The following is a 16,847-nucleotide window of genomic DNA, read 5'->3' as shown; positions in this document are numbered from 1 at the left end:
CCTCTACATTTGTTCTTATTTTGTCCAACTGCAAGGGCTGAAGCAGATGTGATGACGGCTTAGGATGTCGAAACCACGTCACGACGTAGTTTTTCGGCAAGTCCGTTCAGATTGGCATCCAGAACTTTGCCCATCATCATCTTCATCAGGGTCTGCCCCAGCAGCCATCCCAAAGGACCGTATTTGACCCGATAGTCCATGCCCCAAATCACACGGGTACCGTTGCCCGGCAATGGTTCTAGGACCAGCGCAGCGCTAGCCTCGTGCAGGGGCATGGCGTCCATTTCGCTCAGCCGCACGCCATATCCGTGGCGGGCCTGCCAACTGGTGACTTCCTCGACGACCGACGTCCCGTTTTCGAAGTGACAGCGCCGGCGCGATCCGATCCCGTCAGTGCCATCTGTCAACGCATCCACCGATGTGACCGCCGGGGCGAATTCGTCGATATGCATGTAGCGGCCTAAGACAGCCCATACTGCATCGGGTGTCGCATCGATATCCAGTTTGCATTCTTTGCGAATCATAGTGGTTGTCCCGATTTGAAAGCTGCGGAATTCTAGACGCTGCTAACGACAGAAATTGTCATTAGCAGCGTCACAATACGTTGGCAGCTGAATAAGGGCCCACCGGGGGATTGTCGGATGGACTTGTTGCAGAGCATTTTATCGTTCAGCCGGACAATCCAACGCGTTCCAAGGCCACATCCGGCCAATCCGTAATCTGCGCTGGATCGGTCACGATGATCTCGGGTCGTCCCGTATCGTTGTCCGGGAACATCTTGGTTGCGCCTGTGACATAGGCATAAGATCGACGCGGGACGTCTTCTCCATCTGCACGATAGCGTGTGAGGATCAGGTTCATCACATCCTCGCCGCCGCCCATGTTCCCGTTTGGAATGAACAGTTGATAGGGCTGGGTCAGACTGCCTGTGTTGAACAGTATGTGATCCCCCGAGGTTGGGGTAAAATCGCGCAGCTCGATGAACACGGTGGTTTCCTGCCCGGCTTTGGCAATTTCGACCAGCCGGTCATAATCCAGCCGGGTATTGAACATGTTGATCTGCGGATTGCGGCGTTTGATATCGCGGTAGCCTTCAATGATCCGGGCGCGCAGGTCCCACCATGTGGTCAGGGGCGCATAGTTTCGCATGACCGAGCCGTTGTTGGCGACCTGGTCCCAGATCCCAAGCTTTGCGGTCTGGGCCCGGCGCTCGGCATCTCGGTAGCGATCGTGTAGATGGGCGAATTCTGCATACCCATATTTCTGGAAGTAAGGCGACAAGCCTTCCTGAATCATCACCTGTTGAAAGTCTGTGCCGTCCTCCAACTCCAGATAGCACAACACACGGCCGAAATTTCCACGGTATTTCTGCAAGGCCTCTTCACGGGGTTCGGTTCCGGGCAGGATCAGTTTCACGGTATCGCCTGGCGTGATCAGTTCCTTGGCGCGGTCAGATGCAGCCTGACCCAATGGGGTGACGGGCTTGCTGCCAGCAAACACCTCTTCGGTGTCCAAAGCCAGAACGCGCAGGCTTTCGCTATTGTCGCTGTCGTCATCCAGAAAGACGCGAACGGTGTCGCCGTCGACCACACGGTCCACTTTGGCTGTAAATGATGTGCCAGACATAAGATTCCTCCAAATGGCATAAATAAACAGGGCCAGTCTACCATGGCGGGACGACAGATTGTTAACTGTGACAATTGCAATCTTGTCCCGGCCCGCACTCTGACGCATAAACAGGCACAGCCAAGTGAGTACTACGGAGAGGCGACATGCGCGCAAGGATCTACCAACCTTCACGGAATGCGATGACTTCGGGCATGGCAAAGACCCGGAAATGGGTTCTGGAATATGCCCCGTCTTCGGCGCGCGAGGTTGATCCGTTGATGGGGTGGACTTCGTCCAACGATACCCAAACCCAAGTGCGTTTGAAATTCGACACCAAGGAAGAAGCGCTGGATTACGCCAAAGACAATGGGATCGACGCTCAGGTCAGCGAGCCGCATAAGCGCAAGCCCAACTTGCGTGCGCGTGGGTATGGCGAGAATTTTGCGACCGATCGGCGTGGTCCCTGGACGCACTGAATGATCGATATCCGCGAGGCTGACCCCGGCGCAGAGGATCTGCGACCTATCATTGAGGCGCATCTTGCCCATAGTTGGGATGCGACGCCGCAAACCTCGAATCACACCTTGGATGTTGATGCTCTGCGAGAGCCGGGTATTCGGTTCTTTGCCCTCTATGACGAGGGGCAACCCTTGGGGTGTGGCGCGCTCAAAACGCTGCCGGATGGCACTGCCGAAGTAAAATCGGTCCATATTCTGGCGACCGCGCGCGGCCGCGGCCTAGCGCGCGTGATGATGACTCATCTCACCGACATGGCGCGGGCCGAGGGCGTATTGGCGCTGGTTCTGGAAACAGGTGCCGCGCACCTGACGGAATATGATGCAGCGCGCAAGCTCTATGAGACACTCGGCTATTCCTACTGCGAACCGATCTATGGGTACGACCATGACCCGAACAGCGCCTTCATGCGCTTGGCTCTTGAACCTCGGTCGTAAAAGCAGCAAGAAGAACCCAGCGGTCCCTTAGCTCAACTGGATAGAGCAGCTGACTTCTAATCAGCAGGTTGAGGGTTCGAGTCCTTCAGGGATCGCCATTTCAGACTTGATTGCCCAACAAGTACCACAAGTGCGAGCTCATCGTGCTTGGTTTATTTTACTTTTTGGTGAGGTCTGAGGGGCTGGGTGAGGGGGTCAGGCCAGCCCCTCATCAAGGGGGTCGTTGAGTGGTAGTGTGTTCCAGTAAATTCAACTTAGCCTAGGTTAACGACTCAATAAATTGGGGGATTCCCGTAGTTGTTGAAATTAGGTGTCCTAAGCCTTCATTTCTTTGCGCTCTGCTAGGAAACGTCGCTGCATCGCGGACCCATGTAGGAGCAACTGATTGGCGAGCAGCTGAGGCCCCAAGCGGCGGGTTGGAAGGTGTTTCTAACGCTATTAGGCGTGTCCCGTGAAATAATTCTTGCAACCGGTTGCAAAGAAACTCATTGTTGGGTCCAACAAGGATTCGGGAGAGTTGCATGCTGAAGGTTGGACTGCTGGGCGCTGGGCGCATCGGTCGCGTTCATGCGCAGGCCATTTCTGCCCATCCGCGCAGCAGGCTTTGCGCGGTCTCTGACGCGGTGCCCGAAGCAGCCGCTGATCTTGCGGACGCGCATGGTGCCAAAGTGCGCAACTCGGACGAGATCATTGCGGATTCTGACATTGATGCGATTCTGATTGCGACGCCGACAGATACACATTCTGACCTGATTGAAGCAGCGACCAGCTCGGGCAAGGCTGTTTTGTGTGAAAAGCCTGTTGATCTGGATTTGGAGCGGGCCATTGCATGTCAGGTAAATGTTGCGATCCACGGGCTACCGGTGATGATCGGATTCAACCGTCGATTTGATCCCAGCTTTTCGGCGATCAAAACAGCCGCCAACGCGGGTGAGATCGGCAAAACCGAATTGCTGTCGATCACCTCCTTTGATCCGGCACCGCCACCTGTAAGCTATATCAAGGTGTCGGGGGGGTTGTTCCGGGACATGATGATCCATGATTTTGATATAGCCAACTACCTGATGGGAGATGTGCCAACGGTTATCTCTGCTGTTGGGTCTTCGATCATTGATGCTGAAATCGGTCATGCCGGCGACGTTGATACCGCAGTTGTTACAATGACTTATGCAGATGGCCGGATTGCCGTCATCAAGAATTCGCGCCGGGCTGCATATGGCTATGATCAGCGGGTCGAGATGCTGGGGTCCGAAGGGCTACTACAAGCGCAGAACATGCTGGAAAACACAATGGTCAAGTCTACAGCCGATGGCGTCATAGCGGCCAAGCCGACCTACTTTTTCCTTGAACGCTATATGCCTGCGTATCAGGCAGAATGGGCCGCTTTTGTCGAGGCGGCGCTGTCCGGCGCAAAGGTGCCCGTGACGCTGGAGGATGGCGTCGCGGCGCTGGCGATGGCCGAGGCTGCAACGCGCTCAGTCCAGTCTGGCGGGCCAGTGCGAATGGATGAAATTTTGAAACCGGTTGCAAAATGATCGGATTTCTTCAAACTGAACACAGCTCGGCCTTGGGTTGGAGCGTCAGAGATTCGGCTGTGCCGAACTATTGGGGTTAAGACCCCGGCGACAAGACAAACTGTTCTAATGGGAGGAATGGAAATGAAAATGTTCGTAAAAGGGGTATTAATGGCAAGCGCGGTCGCGCTTGGCGCAGCGACCGGTGCTGCGGCGGAAGGCGAGAAGTACATTCTGGTCAGCCACGCACCTGACAGCGACAGCTGGTGGAACACAATCAAAAACGGCATCGCCTTGGCGGGTGAGCAGATGGGTGTCGAAGTCGAATATCGCAATCCCCCCACCGGGGACCTTGCCGATATGGCGCGGATCATCGATCAGGCGGCGGCATCTGGGCCCAACGGCATCATCACAACTCTGGCGGACCCAGACATTCTGGAAGGTCCGATCAAGGCTGCGGTTGATTCCGGGATCGATGTCATCATCATGAACACCGGTACGCCTGAAAAAGCCCGTGAAATTGGTGCACTGATGTATGTCGGCCAGCCCGAATATGATGCCGGCTTTGCCGCAGGTCAAAAGGCCAAGGGCGATGGCATTGGGTCGTTCCTGTGCGTGAACCATTACATTGTACAGCCGTCCAGCCAAGAGCGGTGCCAAGGCTTTGCCGATGGTCTGGGAATTGAGCTGGGCGAGCAAATGATTGACGCAGGTCAGGACCCTGCGGAAATCAAAAACCGGGTTCTGGCCTATCTGTCGGCGAACCCAGACACAGACGCAGTTCTGACGCTTGGCCCTGTTTCTGCCGACCCGACCATACTTGCTTTGCAGGAAAATGGCATGGCCGGTGACATCTATTTCGGCACCTTCGATCTGGGTGGTGAAATTGTCAAAGCAATCAAGGACGGCACCATCCAATGGGGCATCGATCAGCAGCCCTTCTTGCAGGCGTACCTGCCGGTTGTTGTAATGACCAACTACCACCGTTACGGCGTTCTGCCGGGCAACAACATCAACTCGGGCCCCGGTTTTGTAACCGCTGATGGCCTGACCAAAATTGAAGAATTTGCGGGCGAGTACCGCTGATCTTCACTTAGGTGCGGGCGCAACAAATGCGCGCCCGTACCAACCTTGTTTTCCAATTCTCAGAAGACCGCTTGAGGGAGGATAAAAATGGCTGAGTCGGCGCAATCCACGACAGGCGATGACGAACGAATCAAACAAATCTCACCCCTGCGTCAGGCCCTGATCCGTCCGGAACTGGGCGGCATGGTGGGCACAGTTGCTGTCTTCACGTTTTTCCTGCTTTTTGCTTTTGACAGCGGAATGTTCAACAGTCAGGGCGTTCTAAACTGGTCCATCGTTTCGGCGCAATTCATGATTATCGCAGTCGGGGCATGCTTGCTGATGATTGCTGGTGAGTTTGACCTGTCAGTGGGATCAATGATCGGCTTCGCCGGTATGATGATCGCGATATTCTCGGTCACGATGAGCTGGCCTGTCTGGATGGCGATCATTGTGACCTTTGTCCTCTGTGTCTCTATCGGCGCGCTCAATGGCTTTATTGTCGTTCGAACCGGTCTTCCAAGCTTTATTGTGACGCTTGCATTCCTGTTCATCCTGCGCGGTTTCACCATCTTCCTGCCACAGACAATCGAACGCAAAACCATCATTGGCGGTATCAAGGATACGGCCGAAGGCGACTGGCTGGCGTCCGTGTTTGGCGGCAAGATTGGTCAGGGTTTCTTTACGTGGCTGGGTGACACAGGGATCATTGCTACGTTCGAACGCGGAACACGCGAGGGGCAGCCCGTTGTTGACGGGATACCAATGCTGATCATATGGGCCATCGGGCTTATTATCTTTGGCCATGTGTTGTTGACCAAAACCAAGTTTGGGAACTGGATTTTCGCGGCTGGTGGCGACGCCGAAGCGGCCCGAAACTCGGGTGTTCCGGTGAACAAGGTCAAGATACTGATGTTCATGTTCACTGCCTTCTGCGCAACAGTCTTCGCGACCTGTCAGGTGATGGAATTCGGCTCTGCCGGGGCGGATCGCGGCCTGTTGAAAGAGTTCGAAGCAATCATCGCTGTGGTTATCGGCGGCGCATTGCTGACCGGCGGCTACGGCTCGGTATTGGGGGCCGCACTTGGGGCGTTGATCTTTGGCGTGGTGCAGCAGGGGCTGTTCTTTGCCGGGGTCGAAAGCTCTCTGTTCCGAGTGTTCCTGGGCGTCATACTTTTGGGCGCGGTGATCCTGAACACATACATCCGCCGCATCATCACAGGAGAACGCTGAGATGACTGAAGACAGTAAATTCCATCACGGCGATGCAGATCAGAAAGAACCGATCATCAGAATGGTGAATATCGAAAAGCACTTTGGTTCGGTAATTGCCCTAGCTGGTGTGAGTTTTGATCTGAGGCCCGGTGAGTGCCACTGCCTTCTGGGTGACAATGGTGCGGGCAAGTCGACCTTCATCAAGACGATGTCCGGTGTACATAAGCCAACTGCGGGCGAGATCTTCTTTGAGAATCGTCCGATGCATTTCGAAGATCCGCGCGATGCAATTTCGGCGGGGATTGCGACCGTGCACCAGCACCTTGCGATGATTCCGCTGATGAGCGTCAGCCGCAATTTCTTCATGGGAAATGAGCCGACCCGTAAAGTCGCGGGGATCAATTTCTTTGACAAGAAACAAGCTGATGAAATCACCATGGAGGAAATGCGAAAGATGGGCATTAACCTTCGTGGACCAGATCAGGCGGTTGGAACCCTGTCAGGGGGCGAGCGCCAAACGGTCGCCATTGCCCGCGCTGTGCATTTTGGCGCCAAGATTCTAATCCTTGATGAGCCGACCTCGGCCCTTGGTGTGCGACAGACCTCGAATGTTCTGGCGACCATCGACAAGGTGCGTAGCCAGGGTGTGGGTGTTGTCTTCATCAGCCACAACGTGCGGCATGCGTTGGCCGTCGGCGACCGCTTTACTGTGCTGAACAGGGGTAAAACCCTTGGCACGGCCAAGCGCGGGGAAATCACGCCGGAAGAGTTGCAGGATTTGATGGCCGGGGGTCAGGAGATGGCGCAGCTGGAAGGATCGCTGGGCGGTACCGTCTAGGCAGGCAGAAATCAGGGTGTTCCGCCGTGTTGGGTGGGACATCCGAAACGACAGCATAGGCTTTTTAGCCCTAAGCCATGCCAGTCAAGAGAATGAGAACCTTCAAAAAAATGAGACATGATGTATTGCCCGGCATGGGCTCCTGTTGAAAGGGATTATCATGAGCAAGACAATCCGACTGACCGCAGCGCAAGCTCTGGTGCGCTATTTAGGCGCTCAGATGAACGAGGCCGGAGAACCGTTCATCGCCGGTGTCTGGGCAATATTCGGCCACGGAAACGTGGCTGGGCTGGGCGAGGCATTGCACGCCGTGAAAGACAGCCTGCCCACCTATCGTGGCCACAACGAGCAGACCATGGCGCATTGCGCGATTGCATATGCCAAGCAGATGCGACGTGCACGTACAATGGCGGTCACGTCGTCGATCGGTCCAGGGGCAACCAACATGGTGACGGCGGCGGCGCTGGCGCATGTGAACCGGCTGCCGGTTCTGATCATTCCCGGTGATGTGTTCGCCACGCGGGGACCTGACCCGGTTTTGCAGCAGATCGAAAGCTTTGGTGATGGGACCGTCAGCGCCAATGATTGTTTCAAACCCGTCAGTCGGTATTTCGACCGCATTTCCCGCCCTGAGCATCTACTGACCGCGCTGCCGCGTGCCTTCCGGACGATGACGGACCCGGCCGATTGCGGGCCCGCAACGTTGGCCTTCTGTCAGGACGTTCAGGCGGAAGCTTATGAATATCCCGAAAGCTTCTTTGAGCCGCGCGTCTGGTATCAACGTCGTACCCGTCCGGATGAGGCGGAATTGGCCCGCGCGGTTGCCGCTATCAAGACAGCAAAGCGACCGGTCATCATCGCCGGGGGCGGGGTGCACTACTCGGGTGCGACTGATGCACTGCAAAGCTTCGCCGAGTCGCACAACATCCCCGTGGCTGAGACGCAGGCGGGCAAATCCGCCTTGGCCTGGGATCATCCGCTGAACCTTGGTCCGGTCGGCGTGACAGGCGGTGAGCCGTCCAATGCAGTTTGCGCCGAAGCCGATCTGGTATTGGGCGTTGGCACGCGGTTGCAGGATTTCACGACAGGTTCATGGGGGCTGTTCTCAAATCCGCAGCGTGAATTGGTCTGCCTGAACACGGTCGCTTATGACGCTGAAAAGCACGGCGCGATGCCGCTGCAGTCCGATGCCCAGGTTGGGCTGAATGAACTGGGCCAAGGGCTGCAAGGCTATCGCGCGGAACCAGTGGCCGATACGCTGAAATCGGACTGGTTTAGCAAGGTTGATGCGCTGACGGATGCGCCGGGCGAGGGCAACGCGTTGCCGACCGATATGCAGGTGGTGGGCGCTGTTCAGCGGGCATCAAATGACGACACAGTTGTGATGTGCGCCGCGGGCACCATGCCCGGAGAGTTGCACAAGCTGTGGAAAGCACCGCGCCCCGGGTCTTACCACATGGAATACGGGTTCAGCTGCATGGGGTACGAGATTGCTGGTGCCATGGGCATCAAGATGGCCCAGCCCGAGCGTGACGTAATCTGCTTTACCGGCGATGGCACGTATATGATGGCGAACTCGGAAATGGCGTCGGCAGCAATGATGGGTGTGTCCTTCACCGTCGTTATCACTGATAACCGCGGTTTCGGCTGCATCAACCGTTTGCAAATGGGCACGGGCGGGGCCGAGTTTAACAACCTTCTGGACCATGCGGTGCATGACACGCCGTCGGCCATCGACTTTACCGCCCATGCGGCGGCGATGGGAGCGACCGCAGTCAAGGTCACTTCGATTGCAGAGTTGGAGGAGGCATTGGCGAAACGGAGTGAGGTCAAAGGCCCGTATGTGGTTGTTATAGACACCGACCCATACCCGTCGACTGAATATGGCGGCACATGGTGGGAAGTGGCGGTGCCCGAGGTCAGCAGCCGCCCCGAAGTGAATGAAAAACGAGCGGCGTATGAAGTCGCCATAAAGGAAAGAAACACGAAATGAGCGTGAAAATCGGGATCTCGCCGATAGCCTGGCAAAATGATGACCTGCCCGATCTGACTGCGGCCTACACAATGGAGCAGGCTTTGAAAGAGGCGCGCGAGATCGGCTATACCGGCGTGGAACGTGGCCAGCGGATGCCCGGCGATACCGAAGGGCTGCGCGCCTATCTTGAGGGTAGTGATATCGCGCTCTGCGGTGGTTGGTGCTCGGGCGCGTCGCTGATTAATGACTTCGCAACCGAGCGTGATGCCGTGCGTGAGCAGGTAGAACAGTTCGTGGCGCTGAATAGCCCATGTATCGTTTACGCGGAATGCTCGAACACAATTCAGACGCAGGCTGGGACACCGCTCAACGATCGTCCGAAACTGTCCAAAGACGAGGTGCTGGCCTACGCCGCAAAGATCACCGAACTGGCCAAATGGATGGCCGATCGGGGCATGCCGATGGCCTATCACCATCACATGGGCACGATCATCGAAAGCGAAGATGACGTGAACTGGCTGATGGAGGGGGCCGGTCCCGAGGTGAACCTGTGCTTTGACGCTGGCCATCTGTTGTTTGGTGGTGGCGATGTCATGGCGACGTTGAACCGGTGGGGCGATCGCGTTCATCACGTGCATTTTAAGGATATCCGCCCGGCTGTGGTACAGGACACGCGCGAAAACAACCTCAGTTTCCTGGACGCCGTGATTGCTGGTGCCTTCACGGTGCCCGGCGATGGCTGCATCGATTTTCAGGCCGTCGCCCATGCGCTGAAGGCGATGGACTACAACGGCTGGATCGTGGTCGAGGCGGAACAGGATCCAGCCAAAGCGCCACCATATGAGTACTCAAAACTGGGCTACGACCACATTGTCGATGTCTGCGGACATGCTGGATTGGAGATCAAAGCCTGACGACCTGCCCTTTCGGGGGCATCACCTCGGCCATGAGGAAGGAACAAAATCATGGTAGATCAAGACCTTGGATATGTCGGATATTTTGACCGAGAATCCTGTGATCTGGATGAATTCAAGGTGTTGACCTCACAAAATCTAATAGCCCACGCCGTGCCACATGCTGCGTCGGTTGAAAAGAACGTGCCGATATATGACATGCATGCGTTGCGCCCTGCGTTGGAGAACGGTGAAACGCGCCGTGCGCTGCTGGCGGAATGGGGCTGGGTGCTGGATAAATCGTCGGGTGTTATTGCTCTTAAGGGGGCATATGCGGACACGTCCGTGATTGATCGGGCCACAGATGTATTCCGTCAGATCATCGAAGATGAGCGCAGAAGCGGGGCAGGCGAGGGCGATCATTTCGCCGCGTCCGGGGCCAATGACAGGATTTGGAATGCGTTGCAAAAGCAATGCCTGCGCGACCCGGAAGGATTCGCGCTCTATTTCGGCAACACAACAATCGCGGCAGCGTGCGAGGCTTGGCTGGGTCCGAACTATCAGGTCACAGCGCAGATCAATCAGGTGCGCCCGGGTGGAAAGGCACAACAGGCGCATCGGGACTACCATCTGGGGTTCCAAAGCGCCGACAGCGCCGCCCGGTATCCCGTACATGCGCATCTGGTGACAGCTGCGCTTACGTTGCAAGGGGCGGTTGCCCATTGTGACATGCCGGTGGAGAGCGGGCCAACCAAGCTGTTGCCGTTTTCTCAACTTTATCCGCCCGGGTATCTGGCGTTTCATGATGATGGGCATCGGGCCCATTTCGAAGACCGCTATATCCAGTTGCCATTGGCAAAGGGCGATGCTGTCTTTTTCAACCCGGCGCTGTTTCACGCTGCTGGCGAAAACAGCAGTTCGGACATCCACAGAATGGCGAACCTGCTGCAAATCTCCTCGGCTTTTGGTCGCGCGATGGAGGTGGTGGATCGCCGGACCATGTCCGAGGCCATTTTCCCCTCACTTGTTGCGTTGAAACAGCGTGGTGATCTCAGCGCGGCTGAGGTGGACGCGGCCATCGCGGCTACGGCAGAAGGCTACCCTTTCCCGACCAATCTGGACACAGACCCGCCGATTGGCGGTAACGCACCGGAAAGTCAGGCCGACATTCTGCGCCGCGCGGTGTCGGAAGGGTGGACAGAGGGGCAACTGGCCGAAGCACTTTCGGCCCTGCAAAACCGGCAGGCTGCCTGAAGCAAGAAACGGGTGGGCGTTGCGCCCGCCCATCAAGGAGAGACCCAAATGGCCAATCTGCTCAAAAAACCCGTTGGCACGAGTGGTAAAGTGCATGACATCACCCCTGCCAGCGCCGGATGGCAGTACGTTGGGTTTGGGCTTTTCCACCTTAAAGCGGGGGATCTGGCGGCAGAGGACACCGGAGACAACGAAGTCATTCTTGTTATGATCGAAGGTAAGGCACAGGTCACCGGAGCTGGCCAGGATTGGGGTGTTCTGGGCGACAGGATGAACGTTTTCGAAAAGACGCCTCCGCACTGTCTGTATCTACCGAATGGGACGAGTTGGGATGCGGTGGCTGAAACCGATTGCGTTATCGCCGTGTGCTCGGCGCCGGGGAACAGAGGGCATGAGGCGCGCCGGATCGGACCTGATGGAATTACCCTGAGCGAACGCGGGAAGGGCGTGAATACAAGGTATATCAATAACATTGCGATGGAGCATGAAGACTACGCTGATAGTCTGTTGGTGACCGAAGTCTTTACGCCCAACGGGCATTGGTCTTCCTACCCAAGCCACCGTCATGACGAAGATGACTTTCCCCGCATCACCTATCTGGAAGAGACATACTATCACCGCCTGAACCCGGCCAATGGTTTTGGCATTCAGCGGGTCTATACAGATGATGGGCAGTTGGATGAAACCATGGCTGTGTCCGATGGCGATGTCGTGACCGTTCCACGTGGACATCACCCTTGCGGAGCACCTTATGGGTTTGAGATGTACTATCTGAACGTCATGGCCGGACCCTTGCGGAAATGGCGTTTTGTTCCGGCCCCCGAGGTCGAGTGGATCATGGAGCGTGATAGTTGACCAAAGACTTTGCCATTTACCCCAGCCTGCGCGGCAAGACTGTCATTGTCACCGGCGGTGCCGGTGGTATCGGAGCAGACACCGTACGCGGCTTTGCCGCGCAGGGTGCAAAGGTCGGATTTATGGACATCAATGCGGATGCCGGGCACGCGCTGCTGACCGATCTTGAGGATGAGCATGTCTTTGCCCCGTGTGATTTGCGAGACATCGACGCGCTGCGGGATGCTTTCACCCAGATAACCGAAGAGTTAGGGCAAGCTCAGGTGTTGGTTAACAACGCTGCCCATGATGACCGCCATGATTGGCGCGAGGTCAGCCCGGCCTACTGGGACGAACGCATGGCGACCAATATCCGCCATATGTTTTTTGCTATCCAATCCGTAGCCCCGGGGATGATTGAAAACGGTGGAGGGTCGATCATCAATCTCGGTTCAAATTCCTGGTGGGAGGCGGGCGCTGGGTTCCCGGCCTACGCCACGGCTAAATCGGCCGTCCACGGCCTGACCCGGACCATGGCGCGAGAGCTGGGCAATCACCGTATCCGCGTGAATACGGTTGTGCCGGGCTGGATCATGACCGAGCGTCAGAGAGACCTGTGGGTCACGCCTGAGACGCTGGCAAAACAGCTGGACCGCCAGTGCCTGCCGGACCCGATTGACCCAATATACGTCGCGCGGATGGTGCTGTTTCTGGCTTCCGACGATGCCGCAATGTGCAGCGCTGGAAACTTCATGGTCGAAGGCGGATCGATCTGAGGCCAAGCCTCGCGTCTTTTAACCTTGTGGCGGTGCTCCAAATGCACGGATGACCGCACGGGCGGCAGCCTCAACGGGGGCGTGGGTCTCTTTCAGGATCGTCACGCGATCAAATCGGCTCGGGTCTTGGTTGACGGCGTCACGTAGGGCTGCACCAAAGGCCATACGCAGCTCGGTCCCGATGTTGAACTTGCAGATTGACGTTTCGCGCGCCAGTCGGGTGCGCTGTTCGATTGGCACACCCGATCCGCCGTGGATCACCAATGGCACCTCAGTCATGGTATCAATCTGGCGGATGCGGTCTTCGTCCAACCCGCCTTCCTTGTTTTCCTGCAGATGGACGTTGCCAACCGAAATGGCCATCGCATCAACACCGCTTTCCTTCGCAAACTGCGCGGCCTCGGCGGGGTCGGTGCCGTTGGATCCTTCTCCGCCGGAATAGCCAACGAACCCGACCTCGCCCTCGCATGAGATGCCCGCCGCATGGGCCATCTCGGCAATTGCCGCGGTTTCGTCAATATTCTGCTGCAGGGGTTTTCGAGATCCGTCGAACATTAGAGATGTGAAGCCGCTGTCCAAGGCGATTTTGCAGTCTTCGAACGTATAGCCATGATCCAGATGGGCAACCACGGGAACAGATGCGTTGTCGGCCAGATGGCGGAACATCTTACCCAGGACTGGCAGCGGCGTGTGCTCCCGGCAACTGGGACCTGCTTGCAATATAACCGGTGCATTTTCGGCCTCGGCAGCGGCCACATAGGCGCGCATGTCTTCCCAACCGAGCGTCACCAGGCCGCCAACAGCATAACCTTGATTATAAGCGGGCGTCAGAACGTCTTTGAGCGTGACGAGGGTCATTTGAACTTTGCAATCATGTCTTTGATGCCCGGGATCGTTTCGATCTGATAGGCATGGGTAGGTTGGAAGTACTGCACCAATGATCGTTGGCTCAGGCCGCCGAGGATTGTGAAGTAGTACATCTCGTACCCCGGAAGCACGCAGCAGGGGTGATAGCCTTTGTCGATGCAGATCGTAGACCCGTCAACGATGTGATAGGCATCCCCTGGTTCGTTGTCCTCGCGCTGCAGCATCTGCAGGCCGGATCCCCAGTTGGGTTTGAACCGGAAGTTATAGGTTTCGTCGTGTCGGGTTTCATCCGGCAAGCGATTGGTGTCATGCTTGTGGCTGGGAAAGCCGGACCAGCCACCCTGACCGACGGTGAACAACTCGCTGACCAAAAGGCGCCCGACTTTTTCGTGTTGTTTCTGGCCTAGGATGTGTTTGATTTTGCGATGGGTTTTAGTGTCGTCGCTACCATACTGAACCAGATCATGTTCGCGGACGTCAAACGGGTCGAGCACTTTGTCATATCTGGCGCCTGCGATAAAAACCTCGGTATTGTCCGAGATGCAAACCAGCCGAACCTTTGCCCCAACCGGAACGTAAACCCCTTCGGGTTCACCATCCCAGACATCTTCGCCGCGATTGCCAAGGCGGGGGAACTGAACCCCTTCTACGTCGACATCGACGCTGCCGGTTGCAGGTGCGATGCAGGTTTCATAACCGGGCACCTGATATTCGAACACCTCGTCTTTTTTCAGTTTGACGATGTTGAAATAGTTCAGCGGCACCGTTGGATCGTCGGCATCTACGATGGCTTTGTTCTGATTGTCGTAGGGCGCGATATGCATGGGAAACTCCTATCGGGTCGGACCGGGGTGGGCGGCGAGAAACGCGTCCAGTTGAGATGTTGTGGGCATGGCAGGGGCGCAGCCGGGTTGTGACACGACGATGGATGCGCAGGCCGACCCACGCATGACCGCGTCCTCCAAAGAATGCCCTGTTGCGATTGAGGCCAGCAAACCGGCCATGAAACTGTCGCCCGCGCCATTGGGTTTAACGGCGTCGATCGGGTAGATGCCGGTGTGAATCTCTTGGCCATCGGCTAAGGTAACAGCACCCTTTTCGCCCATTTTGTAGATGACGATGCGGCCCGGCTTTTCCGCCAGCTCCGTTGCTTTGGCAAAACCCTTGTCGACTCCACCTGCCATAAACCCGAACTCTTCATCATTTCCGACGATCAGGTCACTGGCTTCACCCGCGCGGGACAGGACGTCAGCGGCGACCTCGGGCGACGGCCAGCTATAGGGACGGTAGTCGATGTCGAAGATGATCGGCAACGTTGCATTGCGCGCGTTCTCAAAGGCCCGAAAGGTGGCGCTGCGTGACGGTTCGGCAGCAAAAACTGTTCCTGCCGATATGATCGCCGAGAAAGAGCTATAGTCGACCTTATCCATGTCTTCTTCGGTCACCTGAAAATCGACCGCGCCGTTTCTGTAGATGACGTTCTGAAAGTCGTCGATCCGGCTTTCGTAGACAGCCAGAGACATACGATATTCGCCACCCACGACGCGGATGAGCGACGTATCCACCCCATAGTGTTCCAGCTTGTTCATGCAAAACCGTCCGACTGCATCATCTGAAACTGAGGTGATCAGCGAGGCCTGACTGCCCAGTTTGGCCAGACCAGTGCAGATATTGGCGGAAGACCCGCCCAGATCTGCACGGAACGTATCGGCATCTTCGCTTTTGGTACCAATGGGATCGGCAAAAAGATCCATGCCAGCGCGCCCCAATACGGCGAAACGGTTTCCTTTGATACCGTCTATCAAAGCGCTCAACTCATATCCTCCGGCAAATTGGGGTGGGCAAAGTCGGTTGGACCTTGCGTTTGATCGATTCACACGATACTGATTTTGCAACCGGTTGCAAATGATATGTTCGGAGCCGCCAAAGATGCCTAAAATCGGAATTGGAATTGTAGGTGGCGGCTATATGGGCAAGGCTCATTCCGTCGCTATGTCAGCGGTCGGCGCGGTGTTCAACACAGCACTACGTCCTCGGCTGGAGATGATCTGTGCCTCGACGCCCGAAAGCGCCGAGAGGTATCGGACAGCTTATGGATTTGCGCGCGCGACTGACGACTGGCGTACACTGGTAGATGATCCGGGGGTCGAAGCCATCATCATTGCCTCGCCCCAGTCAACGCACCGACAGATCGCCGAGGCGGCATTTGCTTGCGGTAAGCCCGTGTTATGCGAAAAACCACTGGGTGCTTCGTTGGATGACAGCCTTGCGATGACAGCTGCGGCCGAGGCGGCAGGCGTGATCAACATGGTTGGGTTCAACTATATACGCACGCCAGCCAGCCAATACGCGCGTCAGCTGATTGCCACAGGCGAGATTGGCGATGTCACCTGGTTTCGGGGCGAACATACCGAAGACTTCTATGCGGACCCAGAAACGCCTGCGACGTGGCGCACAACTGGAATGGCGAACGGAACCATCGGGGACCTTGCCCCACATATGGTCAATGGCGCGCTGGCGCTGATCGGTCCGATTGCGCAGGTCATGGCGGATGTTGAAACCGTGCACCAGACCCGGCCCGGTGGAGATGTGACAAATGATGATCATGCCCAGATGATGTGCCGCTTTGAAAATGGCGTGATGGGCAATCTGTATTTCAGCCGCGTCGCGACCGGACGTAAGATGGGCTACGCCTATGAAATCTCAGGAACCAAAGGCGGCATTCGCTTTGATCAGGAAGATCAGAACGCCCTTTGGTTGTATCGGCGTGAGGGGCCAGAGGCGTCACGTGGGTTTACCAAAATCCTGACCGGTCCTGCGCATCCTGACTATGAGCCGTTTTGCCAGGGGCCTGGGCATGGCACCGGGTATCAGGACCAGATCATCATAGAGGCTAAGGATTTCCTGCAAGCCATCCACTCTGGCGAAGCGATCTGGCCGACATTCCGCGATGGGCATGAGGTGAACCGCGTTTTGGCGGCCGCGCTGGCTTCGTCAGAACAGCGGCAGTGGAAAGAGATCAGCGATTTCTAATCGCAGTACCAATGAAATTCTG

At 56.6% G+C, this 16,847-nt stretch carries 17 protein-coding genes and 1 tRNA gene; 13 read left to right on the top strand and 5 right to left on the bottom strand.

The features are described 5' to 3' along the window. Window positions 1–59: 59 nt before the first annotated feature. Together Q1B13_RS12540 and Q1B13_RS12535 are read right to left on the bottom strand one after the other, a co-directional pair. On the bottom strand, window positions 60–524 hold the full coding sequence (locus Q1B13_RS12540) for an SRPBCC family protein (RefSeq protein WP_299080928.1): 465 nt from the start codon (window positions 522–524) through the stop codon (window positions 60–62). Window positions 525–669: 145 nt separating this feature from the next. Continuing rightward, window positions 670–1,626: a thermonuclease family protein gene (locus tag Q1B13_RS12535; protein WP_299080931.1), complete on the bottom strand. Its 957-nt coding sequence runs from the start codon at window positions 1,624–1,626 to the stop codon at window positions 670–672. Window positions 1,627–1,772: 146 nt separating this feature from the next. On the opposite strand from Q1B13_RS12535, the gene Q1B13_RS12530 reads away from it, so the two are divergent. From Q1B13_RS12530 to Q1B13_RS12475, 12 genes are all read left to right on the top strand, one after another. Beyond that, window positions 1,773–2,084 (top strand): ETC complex I subunit, encoded by a 312-nt coding sequence (locus Q1B13_RS12530; RefSeq protein WP_298935221.1) that lies wholly within the window; start codon window positions 1,773–1,775, stop codon window positions 2,082–2,084. After that, entirely contained in the window at window positions 2,085–2,561 is a 477-nt protein-coding gene (locus Q1B13_RS12525) for a GNAT family N-acetyltransferase (protein WP_299080933.1), read from the top strand. It abuts the gene before it with no gap. A gap of 21 nt (window positions 2,562–2,582) precedes the next feature. Continuing rightward, window positions 2,583–2,659 (top strand) — tRNA-Arg (locus tag Q1B13_RS12520). Window positions 2,660–3,082: 423 nt separating this feature from the next. Next, window positions 3,083–4,096 carry an inositol 2-dehydrogenase gene (gene iolG / locus Q1B13_RS12515; protein ID WP_299080936.1) on the top strand — a complete coding sequence of 338 codons (1,014 nt, stop codon included), beginning with the start codon at window positions 3,083–3,085 and terminating at the stop codon, window positions 4,094–4,096. Between the two features lie 129 nt (window positions 4,097–4,225). Continuing rightward, window positions 4,226–5,161, top strand: a complete 936-nt coding sequence (locus Q1B13_RS12510) for a sugar ABC transporter substrate-binding protein (RefSeq protein WP_298935415.1) — start codon at window positions 4,226–4,228, stop codon at window positions 5,159–5,161. 87 nt (window positions 5,162–5,248) lie between these two features. Then, complete coding sequence (locus Q1B13_RS12505; RefSeq protein WP_299080939.1) at window positions 5,249–6,373, top strand: ABC transporter permease; 1,125 nt, start codon at window positions 5,249–5,251, stop codon at window positions 6,371–6,373. Window position 6,374: 1 nt separating this feature from the next. Next, complete coding sequence (locus Q1B13_RS12500; RefSeq protein ID WP_298935217.1) at window positions 6,375–7,193, top strand: ATP-binding cassette domain-containing protein; 819 nt, start codon at window positions 6,375–6,377, stop codon at window positions 7,191–7,193. A 160-nt stretch (window positions 7,194–7,353) separates the two neighbouring features. After that, window positions 7,354–9,186, top strand: a complete 1,833-nt coding sequence (gene iolD / locus Q1B13_RS12495; RefSeq protein ID WP_299080942.1) for a 3D-(3,5/4)-trihydroxycyclohexane-1,2-dione acylhydrolase (decyclizing) — start codon at window positions 7,354–7,356, stop codon at window positions 9,184–9,186. Continuing rightward, window positions 9,183–10,082, top strand: coding sequence for a myo-inosose-2 dehydratase (gene iolE / locus Q1B13_RS12490; protein ID WP_299080946.1), 900 nt, complete (start codon window positions 9,183–9,185; stop codon window positions 10,080–10,082). Before iolD ends, iolE begins: the two co-directional genes overlap by 4 nt. A gap of 51 nt (window positions 10,083–10,133) precedes the next feature. Further along, entirely contained in the window at window positions 10,134–11,315 is a 1,182-nt protein-coding gene (locus Q1B13_RS12485) for a phytanoyl-CoA dioxygenase family protein (RefSeq protein ID WP_299080949.1), read from the top strand. Window positions 11,316–11,363: 48 nt separating this feature from the next. Continuing rightward, window positions 11,364–12,170: a 5-deoxy-glucuronate isomerase gene (gene iolB / locus Q1B13_RS12480; RefSeq protein ID WP_298935213.1), complete on the top strand. Its 807-nt coding sequence runs from the start codon at window positions 11,364–11,366 to the stop codon at window positions 12,168–12,170. Then, the gene (locus tag Q1B13_RS12475) at window positions 12,167–12,925 is read left to right on the top strand and encodes an SDR family NAD(P)-dependent oxidoreductase (protein ID WP_299080952.1); all 759 of its coding nucleotides are present in this window, start codon (window positions 12,167–12,169) and stop codon (window positions 12,923–12,925) included. The genes iolB and Q1B13_RS12475 overlap by 4 nt, the downstream gene beginning before the upstream one ends. A gap of 18 nt (window positions 12,926–12,943) precedes the next feature. Here Q1B13_RS12475 and Q1B13_RS12470 read toward each other — a convergent pair whose 3' ends face one another. The 3 genes from Q1B13_RS12470 to iolC are packed head-to-tail and all read right to left on the bottom strand — an operon-like array spanning window position 12,944 to window position 15,606. Then, a complete protein-coding gene (locus Q1B13_RS12470; protein ID WP_299080955.1) occupies window positions 12,944–13,783 on the bottom strand; it encodes a class II fructose-bisphosphate aldolase in 840 nt (279 codons plus the stop codon). Then, the gene (locus Q1B13_RS12465) at window positions 13,780–14,616 is read right to left on the bottom strand and encodes a 5-deoxy-glucuronate isomerase (protein ID WP_299080959.1); all 837 of its coding nucleotides are present in this window, start codon (window positions 14,614–14,616) and stop codon (window positions 13,780–13,782) included. Before Q1B13_RS12465 ends, Q1B13_RS12470 begins: the two co-directional genes overlap by 4 nt. A 9-nt stretch (window positions 14,617–14,625) precedes the next feature. Further along, window positions 14,626–15,606, bottom strand: a complete 981-nt coding sequence (gene iolC, locus Q1B13_RS12460; protein WP_299080964.1) for a 5-dehydro-2-deoxygluconokinase — start codon at window positions 15,604–15,606, stop codon at window positions 14,626–14,628. Between the two features lie 115 nt (window positions 15,607–15,721). On the opposite strand from iolC, the gene Q1B13_RS12455 reads away from it, so the two are divergent. Beyond that, window positions 15,722–16,825, top strand: a complete 1,104-nt coding sequence (locus Q1B13_RS12455) for a Gfo/Idh/MocA family oxidoreductase (RefSeq protein WP_299080966.1) — start codon at window positions 15,722–15,724, stop codon at window positions 16,823–16,825. Window positions 16,826–16,847 lie beyond the last annotated feature (22 nt).

Origin of the sequence: uncultured Ruegeria sp., from assembly GCF_947489545.1 — a bacterium.
Lineage (GTDB): Bacteria > Pseudomonadota > Alphaproteobacteria > Rhodobacterales > Rhodobacteraceae > Ruegeria.
The sequence above is the reverse complement of the archived record's forward strand: the minus strand, read 5'-3'. Positions and strand labels throughout refer to the sequence as shown.

Bases quoted from the DNA above. Each gene is read 5' to 3' on its own strand.
- Q1B13_RS12540 (WP_299080928.1), bottom strand. From the start codon at position 524: ATGATTCGCAAAGAATGCAAACTGGATATCGATGCGACACCCGATGCA.
- Q1B13_RS12535 (WP_299080931.1), bottom strand. From the start codon at position 1,626: ATGTCTGGCACATCATTTACAGCCAAAGTGGACCGTGTGGTCGACGGC.
- Q1B13_RS12530 (WP_298935221.1), top strand. From the start codon at position 1,773: ATGCGCGCAAGGATCTACCAACCTTCACGGAATGCGATGACTTCGGGC.
- Q1B13_RS12525 (WP_299080933.1), top strand. From the start codon at position 2,085: ATGATCGATATCCGCGAGGCTGACCCCGGCGCAGAGGATCTGCGACCT.
- iolG (WP_299080936.1), top strand. From the start codon at position 3,083: ATGCTGAAGGTTGGACTGCTGGGCGCTGGGCGCATCGGTCGCGTTCAT.
- Q1B13_RS12510 (WP_298935415.1), top strand. From the start codon at position 4,226: ATGTTCGTAAAAGGGGTATTAATGGCAAGCGCGGTCGCGCTTGGCGCA.
- Q1B13_RS12505 (WP_299080939.1), top strand. From the start codon at position 5,249: ATGGCTGAGTCGGCGCAATCCACGACAGGCGATGACGAACGAATCAAA.
- Q1B13_RS12500 (WP_298935217.1), top strand. From the start codon at position 6,375: ATGACTGAAGACAGTAAATTCCATCACGGCGATGCAGATCAGAAAGAA.
- iolD (WP_299080942.1), top strand. From the start codon at position 7,354: ATGAGCAAGACAATCCGACTGACCGCAGCGCAAGCTCTGGTGCGCTAT.
- iolE (WP_299080946.1), top strand. From the start codon at position 9,183: ATGAGCGTGAAAATCGGGATCTCGCCGATAGCCTGGCAAAATGATGAC.
- Q1B13_RS12485 (WP_299080949.1), top strand. From the start codon at position 10,134: ATGGTAGATCAAGACCTTGGATATGTCGGATATTTTGACCGAGAATCC.
- iolB (WP_298935213.1), top strand. From the start codon at position 11,364: ATGGCCAATCTGCTCAAAAAACCCGTTGGCACGAGTGGTAAAGTGCAT.
- Q1B13_RS12470 (WP_299080955.1), bottom strand. From the start codon at position 13,783: ATGACCCTCGTCACGCTCAAAGACGTTCTGACGCCCGCTTATAATCAA.
- Q1B13_RS12465 (WP_299080959.1), bottom strand. From the start codon at position 14,616: ATGCATATCGCGCCCTACGACAATCAGAACAAAGCCATCGTAGATGCC.
- Q1B13_RS12455 (WP_299080966.1), top strand. From the start codon at position 15,722: ATGCCTAAAATCGGAATTGGAATTGTAGGTGGCGGCTATATGGGCAAG.